General features: G+C 70.7%; 16 protein-coding genes and 1 pseudogene. 10 read left to right on the top strand and 7 right to left on the bottom strand.

Annotated elements, in window-relative coordinates; translation table 11 throughout:
- Positions 1-3 precede the first annotated feature (3 nt).
- The 4 genes and pseudogenes from ACT3SP_RS14715 to ACT3SP_RS14700 all read right to left on the bottom strand — a co-directional run.
- Positions 4-852, bottom strand: a pseudogene (locus ACT3SP_RS14715) (family 43 glycosylhydrolase); the annotation flags it as partial.
- A 271-nt stretch (positions 853-1,123) separates the two neighbouring features.
- Entirely contained in the window at positions 1,124-1,648 is a 525-nt protein-coding gene (locus ACT3SP_RS14710) for a dihydrofolate reductase (protein WP_444588052.1), read from the bottom strand.
- Entirely contained in the window at positions 1,645-2,448 is an 804-nt protein-coding gene (locus tag ACT3SP_RS14705; protein WP_444588051.1) for a thymidylate synthase, read from the bottom strand. The genes ACT3SP_RS14710 and ACT3SP_RS14705 overlap by 4 nt, the downstream gene beginning before the upstream one ends.
- Positions 2,449-2,452: 4 nt before the next feature.
- Positions 2,453-3,574 (bottom strand): LacI family DNA-binding transcriptional regulator, encoded by a 1,122-nt coding sequence (locus ACT3SP_RS14700; RefSeq protein ID WP_444588050.1) that lies wholly within the window; start codon positions 3,572-3,574, stop codon positions 2,453-2,455.
- Between the two features lie 270 nt (positions 3,575-3,844).
- Between ACT3SP_RS14700 and arfA the strand changes: the two genes are divergently transcribed.
- The 7 genes from arfA to ACT3SP_RS14665 all read left to right on the top strand — a co-directional run bounded on the left by arfA (position 3,845) and on the right by ACT3SP_RS14665 (position 10,833).
- A complete protein-coding gene (gene arfA / locus ACT3SP_RS14695) occupies positions 3,845-5,362 on the top strand; it encodes an arabinosylfuranosidase ArfA (protein WP_444588049.1) in 1,518 nt (505 codons plus the stop codon).
- Positions 5,363-5,448: 86 nt separating this feature from the next.
- Positions 5,449-7,077: an alpha-N-arabinofuranosidase gene (locus tag ACT3SP_RS14690; RefSeq protein ID WP_444588048.1), complete on the top strand. Its 1,629-nt coding sequence runs from the start codon at positions 5,449-5,451 to the stop codon at positions 7,075-7,077.
- Positions 7,078-7,480: 403 nt separating this feature from the next.
- Entirely contained in the window at positions 7,481-7,828 is a 348-nt protein-coding gene (locus tag ACT3SP_RS14685; RefSeq protein ID WP_444588047.1) for an ArsR/SmtB family transcription factor, read from the top strand.
- Positions 7,825-8,343: an SRPBCC domain-containing protein gene (locus tag ACT3SP_RS14680; protein ID WP_444588046.1), complete on the top strand. Its 519-nt coding sequence runs from the start codon at positions 7,825-7,827 to the stop codon at positions 8,341-8,343. Before ACT3SP_RS14685 ends, ACT3SP_RS14680 begins: the two co-directional genes overlap by 4 nt.
- Entirely contained in the window at positions 8,340-8,936 is a 597-nt protein-coding gene (locus ACT3SP_RS14675; protein WP_444588045.1) for a maleylpyruvate isomerase family mycothiol-dependent enzyme, read from the top strand. Before ACT3SP_RS14680 ends, ACT3SP_RS14675 begins: the two co-directional genes overlap by 4 nt.
- Positions 8,933-9,901: a dienelactone hydrolase family protein gene (locus ACT3SP_RS14670; protein WP_444588044.1), complete on the top strand. Its 969-nt coding sequence runs from the start codon at positions 8,933-8,935 to the stop codon at positions 9,899-9,901. The genes ACT3SP_RS14675 and ACT3SP_RS14670 overlap by 4 nt, the downstream gene beginning before the upstream one ends.
- An 83-nt stretch (positions 9,902-9,984) precedes the next feature.
- Positions 9,985-10,833 (top strand): sugar phosphate isomerase/epimerase family protein, encoded by an 849-nt coding sequence (locus ACT3SP_RS14665; protein ID WP_444588043.1) that lies wholly within the window; start codon positions 9,985-9,987, stop codon positions 10,831-10,833.
- Here the strand turns inward: ACT3SP_RS14665 and ACT3SP_RS14660 are convergent.
- The 3 genes from ACT3SP_RS14660 to ACT3SP_RS14650 are packed head-to-tail and all read right to left on the bottom strand — an operon-like array spanning position 10,798 to position 15,097.
- The gene (locus tag ACT3SP_RS14660; RefSeq protein WP_444588042.1) at positions 10,798-11,553 is read right to left on the bottom strand and encodes a rhamnogalacturonan acetylesterase; all 756 of its coding nucleotides are present in this window, start codon (positions 11,551-11,553) and stop codon (positions 10,798-10,800) included. The genes ACT3SP_RS14665 and ACT3SP_RS14660 overlap by 36 nt on opposite strands.
- Positions 11,550-13,523, bottom strand: a complete 1,974-nt coding sequence (locus ACT3SP_RS14655; RefSeq protein ID WP_444588041.1) for a DUF6807 family protein — start codon at positions 13,521-13,523, stop codon at positions 11,550-11,552. The genes ACT3SP_RS14660 and ACT3SP_RS14655 overlap by 4 nt, the downstream gene beginning before the upstream one ends.
- On the bottom strand, positions 13,523-15,097 hold the full coding sequence (locus ACT3SP_RS14650) for a family 43 glycosylhydrolase (protein WP_444588040.1): 1,575 nt from the start codon (positions 15,095-15,097) through the stop codon (positions 13,523-13,525). Before ACT3SP_RS14650 ends, ACT3SP_RS14655 begins: the two co-directional genes overlap by 1 nt.
- 375 nt (positions 15,098-15,472) lie before the next feature.
- Here ACT3SP_RS14650 and ACT3SP_RS14645 point away from each other — a divergent pair, with 375 nt between their 5' ends.
- The 3 genes from ACT3SP_RS14645 (at position 15,473) to ACT3SP_RS14635 (ending at position 18,710) form a co-directional block, all read left to right on the top strand.
- A complete protein-coding gene (locus ACT3SP_RS14645) occupies positions 15,473-16,477 on the top strand; it encodes an ABC transporter permease (RefSeq protein WP_444588039.1) in 1,005 nt (334 codons plus the stop codon).
- Positions 16,477-17,208, top strand: a complete 732-nt coding sequence (locus ACT3SP_RS14640) for a YesL family protein (protein WP_444588038.1) — start codon at positions 16,477-16,479, stop codon at positions 17,206-17,208. Before ACT3SP_RS14645 ends, ACT3SP_RS14640 begins: the two co-directional genes overlap by 1 nt.
- A gap of 125 nt (positions 17,209-17,333) precedes the next feature.
- The gene (locus ACT3SP_RS14635) at positions 17,334-18,710 is read left to right on the top strand and encodes an extracellular solute-binding protein (RefSeq protein ID WP_444588037.1); all 1,377 of its coding nucleotides are present in this window, start codon (positions 17,334-17,336) and stop codon (positions 18,708-18,710) included.
- Positions 18,711-18,725 lie beyond the last annotated feature (15 nt).

The raw sequence follows: 18,725 nt of genomic DNA, 5'->3' as shown, positions 1-18,725 counted from the left end.
CGGGTCGAGGTAGGGCCCCTCCACATCGCGGGAGCGTCCCAGGCGCACGTTGTAGCCGCCGTCGGCGTCGAGACCGCCGAAGGTGAGCAGCAGGTAGTAGTAGCCGCTGCGATGGGAGTGCAGGATGTAGGGCGCCTCGATGCGGGCGTGGTTCCCGCCGACGAGATGGATGCCGTATCCCTGTCCGGGCGTAGGGCGCCCGGTGGCCGGGTCCAGCTCGAGCAGGAAGATCCCGCCGGAATAGGAGCCGTAGACCAGGCGGTGCCGTCCCCCGGCGTCGACGAAGGCGTGCGGGTCGATGGCATTGGGGTGGATCTGGGCGTCGTAGATCGTTCCGTCCTCGCTGGGCTCGTCCTACATGCCCGAGCGCAGGAAGATCCCCTCGTCCCGGTACGGCCCCTCGACGTGATCGGCGATCGCGGTGCCCATCGCCGAGCGCGGGGAGGTGCCCTCGCAGGCGCAGTAGTACATGCGGAACCGGCCCTCGGGGGTCCGTGAGACGTCGGCCGCCCAGAGGGTGTCGGTGTTCGCCCAGGCGAAGGCCTCGGCGAGCTCCTGGGTGACGTCCTCGAACAGCGGGTTCTGCGGGGTGACCAGGTCGGCGTAGCCCTCCCAGTGCAGGAGATCGTCGCTGCGGGCCGCGGCCAGGTGCGAGCCGACGACGTGGAAGCGCCCGTCGGCGGCGATCACCGAGGGGTCGTGGACGGAGACCTCGGTGAAGCTCGGGTCGGGCGGGGGCTGCGTGAGCGGAGGCCGCGCCTCGGCGCGGGAGGCGCCGAGGGCGGCGGCGCCACCGGCCGTGGACAGTGTCGCGGTGGCGGCGATCAGGCCGCGTCGAGAGATGGTCACCATGATCGACTCCTTCGTCGGGTCCCCGGGGCCGCCCGCCGGTGGGCGCCGCGCTCCGAGGTGCCGCTCCGGGGCTGAGGGGGTCGCAGGGGTGCGGGGCGGGAGCGCGGAGGTGGGCGACAGCCGCCATGGAGCGGCCGCGACCCTCCGCAGAGCACGTTACAACGTTGCAAATGCCGGGGCAAGGGCATGCGCTCCCTGGGCATCGACCCCGGAACTGACGCCGAGCGCGTCCCCGCAGCGCATGCGGTCCGACCGCGACGGGTCGGAGAGCTCAGCGGGTGTAGGTGAGGATCCGGTAGCGCAGGCCGCTCGCCGATACGTGCCAGCCCTCGGCCGGTTCGGCGCTGCGCAGGGCGAAGTCCTCCGGGATCTCCGGGGCGGTGGTGTCCCCGTCGACGTCGAGGTCGATCTCGGTGACGACCAGCCGCTCCGCGACCTCGATCGCGTCGGCGTAGATCGTGCCGCCGCCGATCACCCAGGTGGGCGCGCCCGGCGCGGCCTCGGAGGCCGCGAGCTCGAGGGCCTCCGGAAGGGACCGCGCCCGCACCGCGCCGGGCAGCTCGAGCGCGTCGTCGCGGGTGATGACGATGTTCGTGCGCCCGGGCAGGGGGCGGTACCTCGCGGGGAAGGAGTCCCAGGTGCGCCGGCCCATCACGACGGGCGAGCCCGTGGTGGTGCGCGAGAAGTGCTTGAGGTCCTCGGGCAGGTGCCAGGGCATGGTGCCGCCGGCGCCGATCACGCCGCCCCGCGCCTGCGCCCAGATCAGTCCGATCCCGCCGGCTCCCTGAGCGCTCACACCGCCACCGGCGCCTTGATGCCCTTGTGGTGCTGGTAGTCCACGATCTCGAAGTCCTCCAGCGCGTAGCCGAGGATCGACTCCGGGCGGCGGGTGATCCGCAAGGTGGGGTAGGGGAAGGGCTCGCGGGACAGCTGCCGCTCGACCTGCTCGTGGTGGTTGTCGTAGATGTGGCAGTCCCCGCCGGTCCACACGAAGTCGCCCACCTCGAGGTCCGTCTGCTGGGCGACCATGTGGGTCAGCAGCGCGTAGCTGGCGATGTTGAAGGGCACGCCGAGGAACAGGTCCGCGCTGCGCTGGTACAGCTGGCAGGAGAGCTTCCCGTCATGCACCTCGAACTGGAACAGCGCATGGCAGGGGGCGAGCGCCATCTGCGGGATGTCGGCCGGGTTCCAGGCGCTCACGATCAGGCGCCGGGAATCGGGGTTCGTGCGGATCTGCTCGACCACCTCGGTGATCTGGTCGATCACGCCGCCGTCCGGGGTGGGCCAGGAGCGCCACTGCGCGCCGTAGACCGGACCCAGGTCGCCGTCCCCGTCGGCCCACTCGTCCCAGATGCTCACGTCGTGCTCGTGGAGGTAGCCCACGTTGGTGTCGCCGCGCAGGAACCACAGCAGCTCCACGATGATCGAGCGGGTGTGCACGCGCTTGGTCGTGATCAGCGGGAACCCCTGGGAGAGGTCGTAGCGGATCTGCTTGCCGAACAGGCTGCGGGTGCCGGTGCCGGTGCGGTCGCCCTTGGCGTGCCCGGTCTCCATGACCTCGCGCAGCAGGTCCTCGTACGGGGTGGGGACGGTCATCGCGTCACTCCTTCTCGGGGCGGTCGGAGGTCGGTGGGTCGGTGGGGCGGGAGCCGTCGCGGGAGCTCGCTCCCGTGGTGGAGCCGCGCACCACCAGTTCGTAGGGGATGTCGACCACCCTCGGCGGGCCGTCGTGGCCCGCGATGCGCTCGCCGAGCAGGTCCAGCGCGGTGCGGGCGAGGGCCGCCTTGTTCGGGGAGATGGTGCTCAGCGGCGGCGAGGCGAACGGGGCGTCGGGGGTGTCGTCGTAGCCGATGACTGCGACGTCGTGCGGTACCCGTCGGCCCAGCTGCCGGAGCTTCGCGATCGCGCCGATCGCGAGCTCGTCGTTGCCGCAGACGAGGCCGTCGAGGTCCGGGTGGCGCCGCAGCAGCTGCTCGGTCCCGTCGAACCCGTCGGGGCGGTGCCAGGCGTCGACGGCCTGGAGGACGTCTGCCTCGGCCGGGAGGCCGTGGGCCTGCAGGGTGGCGAGGAATCCGTCCCGGCGCAGTGAGCCCGAGCTGTGCGGCTGCAGGCCGAGGTCGGTGTCGATGACACCGATGAACCCGAGCCTGCGCCGACCGGTCTCCAGGAGGTGGGTGGTCGCGGCCCGCGAGGCGGCGACGTTGTCGATGCGGGCGTAGTCGCTGCCCTGCGGGATCTGCTCGGGCAGGTGCTCGCCGATGAACACGGTGGGCTGGCTGGTGCGCTCCATCTGTGCGAAGTGCTCCTCCGCGAGCATCAGCGGGTTGAAGATGACGCCGTCCCCGAGCACCCGCTTGAACCCCTCGAGCACCGTGCGCTCGGCCTCCTGGCCGCCGGAGGTCGAGTGCAGCACGACCGTCTGCCCGCGGCGCTGGGCCTCGTCGATGAAGTGCTGCGAGACGTCGGAGAAGTAGGTGAAGGCCAGGGACGGGACCGCGAGGGTGATCATCCCGCTCGCGCCGGTGCGCAGCTGCTGGGCGGCCATCTGCGGGCGGTAGCCCACCTGCAGGATCGCCGCGCGCACCTTCTCCCGGGTGGACTCCCGCACGTGCGGGTAGTCGTTGACCACGTTGGAGACGGTCTTGATGGAGACTCCCGCGAGCTCGGCGACGTCGCGCAGCGACGGCGGGCGCCGTCGGCCGGAGGAGGATCGCGGGGACATGCGGTCGATTCTCGCACCGTCGCCGATCCGGGGAGGCGAACGTGACGGAGGTCGTGTCCGGCCGGGCCCGGGGAGACGCGAGGGCGCGGGCGGGGAGGCCGACGGGCCCCGACCCCGGTCGCGCCGGCGGTCCGGGACCCCGTTGACGTCGGGGCCGAGCTGTGGAACGCTGTTTGCAACGTTGTAGAAGTGCTTGCAGCAGTTGCAGATCCGGCCGCCGCACCGCCGTGGACGGGCCGACCCCACCCCTGGAGAAGGACGCCGACACCGATGTCTTCGCACGTCACCCTCACCCTCGATCCCGCCTTCCGGGTCGCTCCCGTGCGCCGCCGCACCTTCGGCGCCTTCGTCGAGCACCTCGGCCGCTGCGTCTACACCGGCATCTTCGAGCCGGAGCACCCGCAGGCCGACGCGCAGGGCTTCCGCACCGACGTCCTCGCCCTCACCCGCGAGCTCGGCGTCAGCTCCGTGCGCTACCCCGGCGGCAACTTCGTCTCCGGCTACCGCTGGGAGGACGGCGTGGGACCGGTCGAGGACCGCCCCGTCCGCCACGACCTCGCCTGGCACAGCTCGGACCCCAACACGGTCGGGATCGACGAGTTCGTCGACTGGGCCCGCGCGGCGGAGGTCGAGCCGATGTACGCGGTCAACCTCGGCACCCGCGGCGTCCAGGAGGCGCTGGACGTGCTCGAGTACGCCAACGCCCCCGCGGGGACGCACCTCTCCGACCAGCGCGGCGCCCACGGCCACGACGCCCCCCACGACATCCGCCTGTGGTGCCTGGGCAACGAGATGGACGGCCCCTGGCAGATCGGCCACAAGACCGCCGAGGAGTATGCCCGCCTCGCTACCGAGACCGCCCGCGCCATGCGGATGGAGGACCCGGACCTCGAGCTCATCGTCTGCGGCTCCTCGAGCTCCTCGATGGACACCTTCGGCGCCTGGGAGAACACCGTCCTCACCGAGGCGTACGACCACGTGGACATGATCTCCGCCCACGCCTACTACTCCGAGAAGGACGGCGACCAGGCCTCCTTCCTCGCCTCGGCCGACGACATGGACCACTTCATCGACTCCGTCGTCGCGACCGCCGACCATGTGCGCGCCAAGCTCAAGCGGGACAAGCGCATCATGATCAGCTTCGACGAGTGGAACATCTGGTACCAGCACCGCGCCGAGTCCCGCCCGCCCAGCGGCGATGACTGGCCCGTCGCGCCGGTGCTGCTCGAGGACGTCTACTCCGCCCAGGACGCGGTGGTCTTCGGGAACCTGCTGATCTCCCTGCTGCGCCACAGCGACCGTGTCGCCTCCGCCTCCCTCGCCCAGCTGGTCAACGTCATCGCCCCGATCATGACCGAGCCGGGCGGCGCGGCCTGGAAGCAGACCACCTTCCACCCTTTCGCGCTGACCTCGCAGCACGCCCGCGGCGAGGTGCTCGACGTGCGCCTGGACGCTCCGGCGTTCGACAACGCCCGCTTCGGCACCAGCTCCGCGGCCGACGCGGTCGCCACCTGGGACGAGGCCGACGGCGCGCTCGCCGTGTTCGTGGTCAACCGCGGCGCCGACGCCCCGCTCGCGCTCGACGCGGAGCTCGGCTCCTTCGGCGACCTCGAGCTGGTCGAGGCCCTCACCCTCCACCACGAGGACCCCTACGCCGCGAACACCAAGGACGCCCCCGACACGGTGGTCCCCGCGGCCAACGACTCCGTGGCGATCGCGGACGGCCGCCTCACCGGTGAGCTGCCCGCGATCTCCTGGTCCCTGATCCGTCTGGCCCGCCGGGCCTGACCCCGTACACGGTCCGGCCGGGTGAGGACGCCCCGGCCGGGCCGATGCCCGTCCCCCTGCCGCCGCCCGTCCCTCGAGGAGCTCCGATGACCGCCCGCACCCTGACCACCGGCCTCGTCGGCGCCCTCGCGCCGACCACCACCGGGTCCCGCCCCCTCGCCCCGCGCAGCACCCCCACCGACGGCCCCGCCCGCGTGGTCATCGATCTCGACCTGCCCGGCGCCACCATCAGCCGCCATCTCTACGGCCACTTCGCCGAGCACCTGGGCCGCTGCATCTACGGCGGCTTCTTCGTGGGGGAGGACTCCGAGATCCCGAACACCCGCGGGATCCGGGACGACGTGGTCGAGGCGCTGCGCGCCCTGCGAATCCCCAACCTGCGCTGGCCCGGCGGCTGCTTCGCCGACGACTACCACTGGAAGGACGGCATCGGCCCGCGCGAGGACCGCCCCCGCATGGTCAACTCCCACTGGGGCGACATCGTCGAGGACAACTCCTTCGGCACCCACGAGTTCATGGATCTCGTGGAGCTGCTGGGGACCGAGGCGTACGTCAACGGCAACGTCGGCTCCGGCACCGTGGCGGAGATGAGCGAGTGGATCGAGTACCTCACCCGCGCCGACGACTCCCCGATGGCCTCGCTGCGCCGCGAGAACGGTCGCGAGGAGCCGTGGAAGGTGCCATTCTTCGGGATCGGCAATGAGGCCTGGGGCTGCGGCGGGAACATGCGCGCCGAGGACTACGCGGCGCTGGCCCGTCAGTACTCCACCTACGTGCGCGACCAGGGTGGGGATCCGGGGAACACCGTCACCCGCATCGCCGCCGGCGCGAGCGACGACGACTTCGCCTGGACCGAGACCCTCATGCGCGCGGCGAAGGACCTCGAGGGTCGGGACGGGAAGGCCGGCCCCTACCAGGCGATCTCGATGCACTACTACACGATGTCCGGGCCCTGGGAGGACAAGGGCAGCGCCACGGAGTTCAGCGAGGAGGAGTGGTACCGCACGCTCTCGCGGGCCGCACGCGCCGAGGAGCTCGTGGCTCGCCACGCCACGGTGATGGACCACTACGACCCGCACAAGAAGGTCGGCCTTGTGTTCGACGAGTGGGGCACCTGGTGGAACGTCGAGCCCGGCACCAACCCCGGCTTCCTGTACCAGCAGAACACCGTGCGCGACGCCCTGGTGGCCTCGATCCACTTCGACGGATTCCACCGCCACGCGGACCGCCTGATCATGGCCAACATCGCCCAGACCGTGAACGTGCTGCAGGCGATGATCCTCACCGACCCGGAGTCGGGCGCCCTCGTGCTCACCCCGACGTACCACGTGTTCGCCATGAACGCCGGGCACCAGGACGCCCGCGCGCTCGCCGCGCACGTGCTGCTGCCCGAGGAGGTGGCCGAGGTCGACGGCCGTGCGCTGCCGATGATCTCGGCGTCGGCCTCGACGACGGGGGAGACGGCGCTGGTGTCGCTGTCGAACCTCGATGCTGCCGAGCCCCGTACGCTCGTCCTCGATCTGCGCGGGCGCTCGGTCACCGGCCACACGGCCCGCGTGCTCACCGGCGCGAGCTCGGCGGCGCACAACACCCCCGAGCAGCCCGAGGCGGTCGCGCCGGCCGAGCTCCCGGACGTGCGCGAGCACGAACGCGGCCTCGAGCTCACGCTGCCCCCGCACTCCTTCGCGACCGTGGAGCTGCAGCTGGGGGAGTGATCGCCGGGCCCTCGCAGGCGCTCGCGCGGACTGTGACCGTCGGCGTGCGGGGCCGGGTGATCTGGGGCTGGGTCCCGTGGGGCCGGGGCGTGCGGGGTCACGTCGCCTGACGTGTCGCTATGACAGCGCGATAGCGACACGTCAGGCGACGTGGCCGGGCGCGGCCTCGTCGGTCCTGCAGCGCGGCCCGTCGCCCCTCCGGCGCGTGCGGCCTCTGTGATCCCGGGGCACCTGCGACCGGCCTTGCGTCATGGGTGTCACCTGCAGCACGCCCGGCTCGTTCCCCGACGACCCTGTCGGTGCCCCAGAGCGACGGAACCAGGGTATTCAACTCCGAGGTTGACAACGGCACCCGGCGGGCGTAGCGTCAGAGTTGTCAACCGATCAGTTGAGAAAGGGAGGGATGGACGACGACGCACTCTCGAGGGCCTTCGCCGCCCTCGCCGACTCCACGCGGCGGGACCTCGTCTCCCGCCTCACCCTCGGCGACGCCACCGTCGGCGAGCTCGCCGCCCCCTACGACATCTCCCTGCAGGCCGTGAGCAAGCACCTCGCGGTCCTCGAAGCGGCGGGGCTCGTCTCCCGCCGACGCGACGCACAGCGGCGCCCCGTGCACCTCGAGGCCGAGGTGCTGGGGGAGCTGACCCACTGGATCGACCGACACCGCCGAGCCGTCGAGGCGCGGATGACCCGCCTCGACGCCGTCCTGCAGGACCTGGACGGCACGCCTCCCGAGGAGCACACGCCATGAGCAGTCCCGAGCAGCAGCAGACGACCCCCGACCCCCTTCCGACCGCCGCCATCGAGGCCGACCCCGAGGTCCCTCTGATCCGCGTCACGCGGGACTTCCGCGCCACCCCTGCGCAGGTCCATCGCGCACACACCGATCCGGATCTCTACGCCCGCTGGGTCGGGCCCGCGGACCTCTCCACCCGTATCGACCACTGGGACGCGCGCACCGGCGGTGCCTGGGCCTTCACCAACATCCGCGACGGCAGCGAGGAGTACTCCTTCCACGGCAGCTTCCACGAGGTCGCCGCGGACCGCATCGTCCAGACCTTCACCTACGACGGCTGGCCCGAGGCGGTCTCCCTGGAGACCCTGCGCCTCGAGGACCTCGGCGACGGACGCACCCGGCTGCACGCCACCTCCCTGTTCGACTCCTTCGAGGGGCGCAACCGGATGCTCGAGTCCGGCATGGACGTCGGGATCCACGAGGGCTATGCGGCGCTCGACGCGCTGCTCGCCGCGGAGGCGGAGCGATGAGCGGGGGAGCGGGGAGCACGCCCCTGCCCCAGCTGCCGCCCGCCGAGAAGCATCGTGTGATCGCCGCCCGCTTCACCGACGTGGCCCGGGGCGTCACCGACTGGGACGCCCCCACACCCGTGACGGAATGGCGTGCCCGCGACGTGGTCGGGCACCTGGTGACCTGGCTGCCGGGGATGGTCCACGCCGGCTCGGACGTCCGCTTCGCCGAGGGGCCCGCGGCCGACGAGGATCCGCTGGGTGCCTGGACGCATCTCGACGCTCAGGTGCAGGAGCTGCTCGATGATCCTGCCGCCGCCCAGCACCTGCACTCCAACCCCCACACCGGTCAGGACCGTCCGCTGCCGGAGGTGATCGACCAGGCCTTCACCGGGGACGTCTTCTTCCACACCTGGGACCTGGCCCGCTCCTCCGGGCAGGACGACACCCTCGATCCGGACCTCGTGCACGAGGCCCTCACCGGCATGCGCGCGATGGAGGAGATGCTGCGGTCCAGCGGCCAGTTCGGGCAGCAGCAGCCCGTCCCCGAGGACGCCACCGAGCAGGAGGAGCTCTTCGCCTTCCTCGGGCGGGATCCGCGGTGGACGCCGTGAGCGACCCCTCCGCCGACGCCGACGGTCTGCGCGCTCACCTCCGTGAGCTGCTGGGGCTCGATCTCGAGGACCGACGACAGGGGCGCATCGAGGGCCTCCGGGGTGGGCTCGCAGCGGGCTCGCCCGTCGAGGTGCAGGTGAGCTCCGCGGACGGCGAGTCGATCCCCGCCCTGCTGCTGCGCCCGGACCCGAGGATCGCGACCGGTGTCGGCGTGGTCCTCGTGGCGGGGCACGGCCGGGGCGTCGACGACCTGGTCGTCACCGACCCCGCCGACGAGTACCACGACGCGCTCGCCCACAAGTTCGTGCGGGCCGGGGTCACCGTGCTGTGCCCGGAGATGGTGAGCTTCGGCCGTCGGCGCCTGCCGCGCAGCGCGGACCAGCCGCCGTACGAGGAGGGCGAGAGCTCCTGCGGGATCGACGCGGCCTCCCACCTGCTGCACGGCAGGCCCGTGATGGGGCGCCGGGTCGCCGACGCCCGCGCCGCCGTGCAGGCGCTGCGGGGCCTGCCGGGCGTGGAGGCGTCCCGGGTCACGGTGGCGGGCGGCTCCGGAGGCGGCGCGGTCGCCCTGCTCCTCGCGGCCGTGGACCCGTCGATCCCCGCGGCCCTGGTCGCGAACTACTTCTGCACCTTCGCGGCGAGCATCGCCTCGATCCGGCACTGCCCCTGCAACATCATCCCCGGTCTGCTGCCGGATCTGGAGATGGCGGACATCGCCGCTCTCGTCGCCCCGCGCGCCCTCGTGCTCGAGGCGGGGGAGCAGGATCCGCTCTTCCCGATCGCGGCGACCCGAGAGGCGTCCTCCCGCCTTGCCCCGGTGTGGCAGGCGCACGGCGCACCTCCTCCCGGGCTCGTGGTCACCGACGGCGGGCACGCGTTCCGGGCTGAGCGCTCGCTCGAGGCGCTGCTCGAACACCTCCAGCCCCCTCAGCACCTCGAGCACATCGGGCGCCGCGAGCACTGAGCGCGGTTCTCTCCGGCCCGTCGTTCTTGAAACGATGCGGACAGGGGGTGACCGGCGCCACGTACCGTGCATAAGCTTCTCGGATGTTCTCCACCCTCTCGCCCGGCGCCCTGGGCCTCTCCCTCGACCACACCACCTCGATCGACCTCGCTGCGCAGCACGGCTTCGGCGGCGTCGACCCCGACCTGGAATTCTTCCGCGCCCTCGGCAGCCGCGCGGCCGTCTCCGAGCACGCCGACGCCGTGCGCGAGCGCGGCCTCGAATGGGGCATGGCGGGCCTGCCGGTCCCGCTCGACGCCCCCGCCGGGGAGTTCCGCGACGCCCTCGTCGAGCTGCCCGGCTCCCTCGACCTGCTGCGCTCCGCGGGCGTGACCCGGGTGGGCACCTGGCTGCGCCCCATGCACGACGAGCTCGACCACCGCCAGAACTGGCGCCTGCACGTCGGCCGTCTCTCCCTGGTCGCCGAGCTGCTCGCCGATTCGGGGCTGCGCATCGGACTGGAGTACATCGGCCCGAAGACGTTCTGGTCCACGGAGCGCTTCCCCTTCATCCACACCCTGCGGGAGGCGCGGGAGCTCATCGCGGAGACCGGGGCCACCAACGTCGGCCTCATCCTGGACAGCTACCACTGGTACACCGCCGGGGAGAGCGCGGAGGACCTCGAGGGCCTCACGGACGCGGACATCGTCTCGGTGGACATCAACGACGCCCGCGCCGACCGGGAGCGCGATGAGCAGCAGGACCTCGACCGACGCCTGCCCTACGACACCGGGGTCATCGACCTCGAGGGGTTCATGGGCGCCGTGCACGCGGCCGGGTACACCGGTCCCGTGAAGGTCGAGCCGTTCATGAAGTCCCTCGCCGAGCAGCCCGTCGACGAGGTGCTCGGCGACATCTCAGCCCGGCTCGATCGCGCCGTCGCGGCGGCATGACCGGTCCGGTGCCTGGCTTCGCGCGGCGAGCGCATGCAGCACCATCGGTGCGAGCAGCTCGGCGACGACCTCGGCGACGATGATCGCGCCGTCGACGGTGAAGTGCGTGTTGTCCTCGATCCCTTCGGGGTAGAGGATGCTCGCACCGGCGGGGAGCTGCGTGAACAGGCGCCGGGAGGGCTCCTCCCCGAGGGAGTCGATGAGCCCGCGGGTCCGAGCATTCAGATCCAGCAGGGGTACGTCCCGACGCTCCGCGAGGGCGATGGCGGCCGCGGGATACTCGCCGTGGGTGTGCAGCAGCGTTCCGTCCTCGTAGTGGCGACGGGCGACCGGCGTGCACAGCACCGGGAGCGCCCCGAGCGCTCGGACCTCCTCCACCATCCGGTCCAGTGCTGCGGTGTACCCGCCCCAGGGAGCGAGATGCTCGTGCTTGGCGTCGTTGTGCCCGAACTGGATCGCCACGACGTCCCCCGGTGCCGCCGCATCGAGCACGCCCGCCCATAGACCGTCGTCCCGGTGGCTCTGTGTCGTGGCGCCGTTCTTCGCGAGGTCGACGACGTGCACCGGGCCGGCGGCGGCGGCTGCCTCGGCGACGCGGGCTGTCAGCGCCGCCCCCAGATGCGCACCCCAGCCGCACATCGGGTACGCCGTCGCCACATACGGCGCGACGGTCGAATCCCCGGCGAGGACCACGCGCAGCGGTCGTGCCCCGGCGCTCATGCGGGCATCGCCGCGATGATCCCGGCGACCCCGTCGGCATCCACCAGGTGATCCAGCACGGCGGCCCGGACCCTCAGGTCGAGCGACTCCTCGGCCGGGATGTCCCGCGGCTGCGTCCAGGCGAGGCTCGTGCCCACGCCGACGTAGTCCATGACCCGCACGAACCACGGATCGATCCGACCCTGCGCCGCCTCGTCCTGGACCAGCAGCAGGCTCGTCCAGTCGTCGCCGTGGCGCCGGCTGACCACGATGAACTCGCTGGTGGAGCCGTGGGCGTGAGACTCGCCCTGGCCGCCCTCGACCAGGATCCGTGTCTCGTCCGCAGTGGGCAGACGCCAGAACAGGCCGCCGTATCCGGCACCCAGTCGGCCGCGGGTGGCAGGGCTGGTCAGGTGCACCGCTCCGGAATCCGCCTCGAGGCGGCTGCGCCATGACAGGCCCCAGCCCCGGTGCTCGGGCAGCAGGTACGCGCCGATCCGACGTTGCTCGAGCAGCACGTCCGACCCGCCGTGCGTGCGCCACCGCACCTCGGCGTGCAGGTCGCGGCCGTTCTCGGTGAGCTCCTCCCCCAGAGACTCCTGGCGGCCCTGGTTGGCCAGGAGGGTCGGTCCCTGCCCCTCGACATAGGTGCGGCCGCCCCAGTAGGTGGTGCCGTTGACGTCGGGCAGCGCGAGCGAGACCCCGAAATGGTGGCGATGGTCGACAGGATTGGTCACGGTCATCGCGTGGCCGGCGAGCGAGCGCACCGGATGCAGATGCGGCCTCGGGCTGTGCACCGGGGCCATCGACGCGCCGGTCAGTGCTGCGGAGAGCAGCACACCTCCGTGCAGCAGGGTCCAGTCGCGGCCCTCCCGCACCCATCCCAGCGGCTTGTCCTCGAGCGCGACCTCGTCGGCCGCGGTCCGTTCGGGACGGGCGGACGCGGCCGGGATCCGGGACGGCGGAACCCTTCCGGTGCTGTCGCCCAGCAGGATCTGCGGCTCGAGCAGGACGTGGCGGGAGCTGTCCGCATCGGACGAGTCCCCGGAGCCCTCGGCGCCCGTCCCCTCGATGCCACGGCGAAGGAGTCTCCACGCGACTGCCCCGGCATCGAGCTCCTCCTGGGCGACCGTGGTCAGGCTCGGCACCGCGAAGCGGGTCAGCGTGATGCCGTCGAACCCGGTCACGGAGAGGTCTCCCGGGACGTCGACCCCGAACTCGTTCAGGCGCGCGAGCAGCCCGAAGGCCGACAGGTCGTTGAACGCCAGGGCCGCCGTGGCGCCGGAGTCGAGCACCTGCTCGGCCACCCGGTAGCCGTCTGCCATCGACGAACCGCCGTGGATCGATCGCAGCATCATCGTCGGATCCGCGTCGGCCAGGGCGTTCAGCGCCCGGAGCCGCTCCCGGTTCGCGGCGCTGCGGGGCGGCCCGGCCACGTACAGCAGGTCCCGGTGGCCGAGGCCCTCGAGGTGGGTCACCAGTTGGCTCATACCCGCCGCGTAGTCGATGCCCACCGAGGAGATGCGCGGGTGGGCGGAGCGACGGTTGACGAGCACGACGGGGGAGATCTGCTCGACGAGGTCGTCCAGCGTGAGGTCGTCCATGCGCGGGGAGACCAGCACGACGGCATCGCACCGCCGACGGGCATCCCGGGCGACGGCAGCCTCCCGCTCGGGCGAGGGCGCCTCGGCGACCAGCACGCTGTATCCGTCGGCCTCGGCCGCGCGGGAGAGGCTGCGCAGGATCGTCTGGAACATGGGGTTGCCGAGGTCGGGGATGACGAGCGCGATCGTGAGTGTGCGGCCGGTGGAGAGATAGCGGGCCGTGAGGTTCGGTCGGTAATGGAGCTTGTCGGCGACCTCCTTGACGCGGGCGCCGATCGAGGGATCCACGCTGGTGCGGCCGTTGAGCACCCGGGACACGGTGGCGCGCGAGACTCCGGCCGCCTCCGCGACCTGGGTGATGGTCGGTCCTCCGCCGGCTCGAGCCATCAGGCGTCACGTCCTTCTCGTCGTACGGTCACCGGGCCGAAGCTCGCCCGGCGCTCGGAGAGATCATGACCCATCGGGGAGGTGACGGTCGCGAACAGTCCGATCTCGGCGCCGATCCAGTGCCCCTTGGTCGCCTGCCAGTCTGCCAGCAGCATGTCCCGCTGCCCGTCGAGCCCCGTCCCGGCCGCGGCGAAGGAAGCTCGTCCTTTCGCGTCGACCGTGACGTGCAGATGCACACTCGCCTCCGCGTCGGGATCGGAGCTGAGCAGTCGGTGCACGACCATTACCTCGTCAGTCCCGTCCGACTCCATGGTGGAGTGCACGAGCGCGATCCCGTCGGCGTCGCGCCGCAGTCCTGCCCAGGCATAGGAGTATCCCAGCACCACTATGCCGGCCCGCTCCGGGCCGATCGCGGAGGTGGTCGCAGTACCGGGAAGGTGCAGCTGCACCGTCCAGTCCGAGGGCCGCCCCGGCATCTGCTGGCCGAGGATCGCCCCCTGGTCCCGCAGGTCACCGCGAGGGCTCGGTGCGAAGGCGAGGTCCAGACGTCCGGTGCCGGTGCGCCACCACTGGGTCTGCGGATTGGCCTGCCAGTGCCAGCGGGGGTGGAGTTCCGCGGAGCGGAAGTCGTCGGAGCGCCAGGGTTCGCGGTACGGCTCGCCGACTGCGTCGTCGTCGGCGTCGCGCGGGGGTACGACGGCGACAGGGCGGCCGCGGACGTCGTCGATGCGCTCACCCATGTGCGGCCAGCCCTCGGCGTCGAACCGCACCGGTTGCACGTGGGTGACCCGGCCGAACACGTCGCGGTCCTGGAAGTGCACGAACCACCATCCGCCCGCGGGGTCCTCCACGAGGGCACCCTGGTGGGGACCGTTGACGGGGGTCGAATCCTGTTCGAGCACGATCCGATGCTCGTAGGGGCCGTGCAGGTCCCGGGAGCGGAAAACGACCTGGTAGCCGTCGGCCACGCCACCGGCGGGGGCGTAGATCCAGTACCAGTCGTCGTGCCGGTACGCCTTGGGGCCCTCGAGGGTGAGCATGTCCGGGATGGCCGCCCCGTCGATGATGACCTGCGAGGTCGACAGCGGAGCGGTGAGGTCGGGGGTGACCTCGAGCAGCGAGAGCCGGTTCTTGATGCGTGCCCGGGAGCGGGCCCAGCCGTGCACGAGGTACGCCCGACCGTCGTCGTCCCACAGCGGGCACGGGTCGATCAGGCCGTGCCCGGGCAGCAGGAGTCGCGGTGCGCTCCACGGGCCGGAGGGGTGCGGGGCGTCGAGCACGAAGATCCCGTGATCGGGGTCGGGATAGACGAGGAAGAAGGTGCCGTCGTGCTCGCGGAGCGATGGCGCCCAGACCCCGCTGCCGTGGCGGGGGAGTGCGTAGTGCTCGGTGGGAACCAGGGCGGGCAGCGCATTGGTGATGTGCTCCCAGTCCACCAGATTCGTCGAGCGCAGCACCGGCAGCCCCGGGGCGCGCTGGAAGCTCGAGGCGATCATCCAGAACTCGTCGCCCACGCGGATGACGTCAGGGTCGGGCCAGTCCGCATCGAGGACGGGGTTCGCGCGATGCTCCACGGGGTACTCCTCCAGGTCGGGGTGCTGACTGTCGGTACACGAGATCTCGGCCGGGGATCTCAAAATGGGGAACCGGTTTCTCCCCGCCGAGATCAGACAGTACCAGGGGTGATCGAGGGCCCGGCAGCGGTCATCGTGAGCAGCGTGGGCTGCGGGGGTGGCGACGAGGCCGGCCTTCGGACGGTCGTTGACCTGGGGTGATGAGATGGACGGCAGTGCTTGCGGGTGTACGTGTTCCTGCGAATCTCGAAGAAGTCGTTGACAGCCGCCGAGGGCGACAGCACACTGGGCCTTGTTCGGGAACCGGTTTCCCGTGGAACGGTTTCTCGCTTGCTCTCCACGACGAGGGCGCCCGACGACGAGCAAGGATGGCCAATGGTGGCTGACCCCGCAGGTGACCCCCGGATGAGCTCCCCGGTGCTCGCAGCGACCGTGCCCAACGGAGCCACGGATCCTTCCCCGCTCCAGGTGCGCAGGAAGCCGCTGCGCAGGACGCTCTGGCGCTACCGCTCGCTCTACCTGATGGCCCTGCCCGGCATCGCCTATTTCCTGGTGTTCAAGTACCTGCCGATGGGCGGCCTGATCATCGCCTTCCAGGACTACAAGCCGTTCCTGGGGATCCTGGACAGCCCGTGGGTGGGCTTCGAGCACTTCGTGCGGCTGTTCACGCAGGACACCTTCGTCATGCTCCTGCGCAACACGCTGTTCCTGTCGTTCCTGCTGATGATCATCTCGTTCCCGGTGCCGATCATCCTGGCGCTGCTGCTCAACGAGCTGCGCGGCCTCCTCTTCAAGCGCAGCGTGCAGACGATCATCTACATCCCCCACTTCATGTCGTGGGTCATCGTGGTCTCGCTGTTCTACGTGATGCTCACGACCGACGGCGGCGCGATCAACAACCTCATCGTCTCCCTCGGCGGCGACCCCGTCGGCTTCCTCACCGATCCCGACTGGCTGCGGCCGATGTACGTCTTCCAGCACGTGTGGCGCACTGCCGGCTGGGGCACGATCGTCTACTTGGCCGCCCTGACGGCCGTGGACATGAGCCTGTACGAGGCCGCGGAGATCGACGGCGCGAACCGCTGGCAGCAGACCTGGCACATCACCCTGCCGGCCATCCGCGCCACCATCATCGTGCTGTTCATCCTCTCCATCGGCGACTTCCTCGAGCTCGGCTTCGAGCACATGTTCCTGCTGTTGAACTCCATGAACCGCGAGGTCGGCGAAATCTTCGACACCTTCGTCTACACCGCCGGCATCCAGAACGGCCAGCTCAGCTTCGCCACCGCGGTGGGCCTGTTCAAGGGCCTGGTGGGTCTCATCCTCGTGATGGGCGCGAACACCTTCGCCAAGAAGCTCGGTGAAGAGGGTGTGTACTGATGTTCGGCTTCGAGCAATTCGTGACGCTGAACCGGTGGCTCACCGGGTTCTGGCGGCTGGCCTGGCTCAACATCCTGTGGCTCGCGGTGACGGCGCTCGGACTCGGTGTGCTCGGCGCGGGACCTGCCAGCTACGCCCTGGCGAAGTACCTCGACCGCTGGTTCCGCCATGGCGAGACCCCGCCCGCCGCGCCGATGTTCTTCCGATACGCGCGGGAGCTGCGATGGCATCCGGTGCTGATGGGACTTGTTCTGCAGGCCGCCGGCGCCGTGATCCTGATGAACCTGCTCAGCCTCACCGATTGGTACCTCCGGGCGGCGAACCTCCTGGTCCTCGCTGTGCTCTGGATCATCGCTGTGCACGTCTTCTTCGTGATGGCCGCGATGGATCTGCGCGGGGTGCGGGCCCAGCTGTCCGGCGCGCTGCTCATGGGTCTCGGCTCCCTGCACTGGACCATCCTCGGCACCACCGCCGTGCTCGCGGGCTACGGGCTGATGATCCGCTTCGCCGTGCCTCTGCTGGCGCTGTTCGGAGTGGCCCTGCCCGCCGCCGTCTTCGCGGCGATCTGCCGTCGCATCCTGCGTGATCTCGAGTCCGGTCCGGCTCTCTCCCACGCTTCTCGTCTCCCGCGCATCGCAGCGCGTTCCGCGGAGCGCACCGATGCGCTCCTGCGCCGCTCGCCGTCGGCCTCCGACCGAGCGACCACTCCTCAGAAGGGAACCCCGGCATGATCTCTCGCAGGAATCTCCTCACCTCCGTGCCCGTCGCCGCAGCAGGCGCCCTCGCCCTCTCCGCGTGCGGAAGCAGCGGCTCGAACGATTCGGGTGGTGGCGACAGTCCTTTGACCTGGATGGCGATGCTGCATACGCCCAGCACGCCAGATGCGAGCGGCCCGGTCCAGAAGGCGCTGACCGATCTCGTCGGGACCGACTTCACGATGCAGTGGGTGCCCGACGCGTCGAAAGAGGAGAAGATCAACGCGGCTCTCGCCTCCGGCTCCGTCGCGGACATCACGTCGATCGCGCAGCTGAACAATTCCTCGATCCGCAGCGGAGTGACGTCCGGGCTGTTCTGGGATGTCGAGCCGTTCCTCTCCGAGTTCGAGAACCTTCAGGGCATCGACCCGACGATCCTGGACGGCGCGCGCCTGGACGGCGTGCTCTACGGGGTGCCGTTCCAGAAGATCCTCGCGCGCTACGGCGTGCTGATCCGCCAGGACTGGCTGGACGAGCTGGGGCTGGAGGTGCCGCACACCATCGAAGATCTCGGCGAGGTCGCCAAGGCCTTCGCCGCGGGGGACCCCACGGGCACCGGTCAGTCGGTCACGGGGTTCATCGACCGCGAGGAGAGCTTCAAGGTCGCCTTCCGGTCGCTCGCCGGATACTTCGGTGCTGGCGAGACGTTCCAGCTGGACGATTCCGGGAAGGTCATCCCGGCGATCATCAGCGATCCCTGGAAGGAGGCCATGGAGTGGTACCGCGGCGTTTTCGAGGCGGGCGGTGTGAACCAGGAGTTCATCACCACCCAGAAGGAGAACCAGCAGCAGGCGATCGCGCAGGACAAGGGCGGAATCGTCGTCACCGGCCTGTTCGAGGCGAAGAACTACGTGGCCCTCGCGGAGTCGATCAACCCTGACACCTCGGTCAAGTGGACCCTCATCAATGACATCACCTTCGAGGACGTGCCGCGTCGGATCGTTTCGGACACCGGCGGCGGCGTGGGCGGCCTGCTGGCGCTGTCCACCCAGACGGTGAAGACCGAGGAGGACGTGCGCCGGGTGCTCGGCTACGCGGATGCCCTGATGACCGAGGAAGCCCACGGACTGATGACCAACGGCATCGAGGGCACCCACTACGAGATCGACAGCGACGGCGCGGTCACGATCATCGACCAGGCGCTGTGGGAGCAGGAGGTGCAGCCGTACTCGAGCTCCCGCCTGGCGGAGAACGCATTCACCTACACGTCCTCGGACCCGTACGTGAACCTCGCCAACGAAATGATGGAAGAGAGCTCGGAGTACGCGATCACGAATCCGGTCCAGTCGCTGAACTCGGAGACCTTCAACTCCCAGTGGGCGACGATCGAGCAGACGATCCAGGACGCGTACAACAACTTCATGATGGGCCAGGCCTCGATGGCCGATTACGAGTCCGCCATCGAGACAGTCCGCTCGCAGGGCCTGGACGACATCATCTCGGAGTACACCGAGGCGTACGAGAAGTTCAACGCCTGACCACCCTCGGGCGAA

The sequence above is a fragment of the Brachybacterium sp. AOP43-C2-M15 genome (genome assembly GCF_052446295.1).
Classification (GTDB): domain Bacteria; phylum Actinomycetota; class Actinomycetes; order Actinomycetales; family Dermabacteraceae; genus Brachybacterium.
The sequence above is the reverse complement of the archived record's forward strand: the minus strand, read 5'-3'. Positions and strand labels throughout refer to the sequence as shown.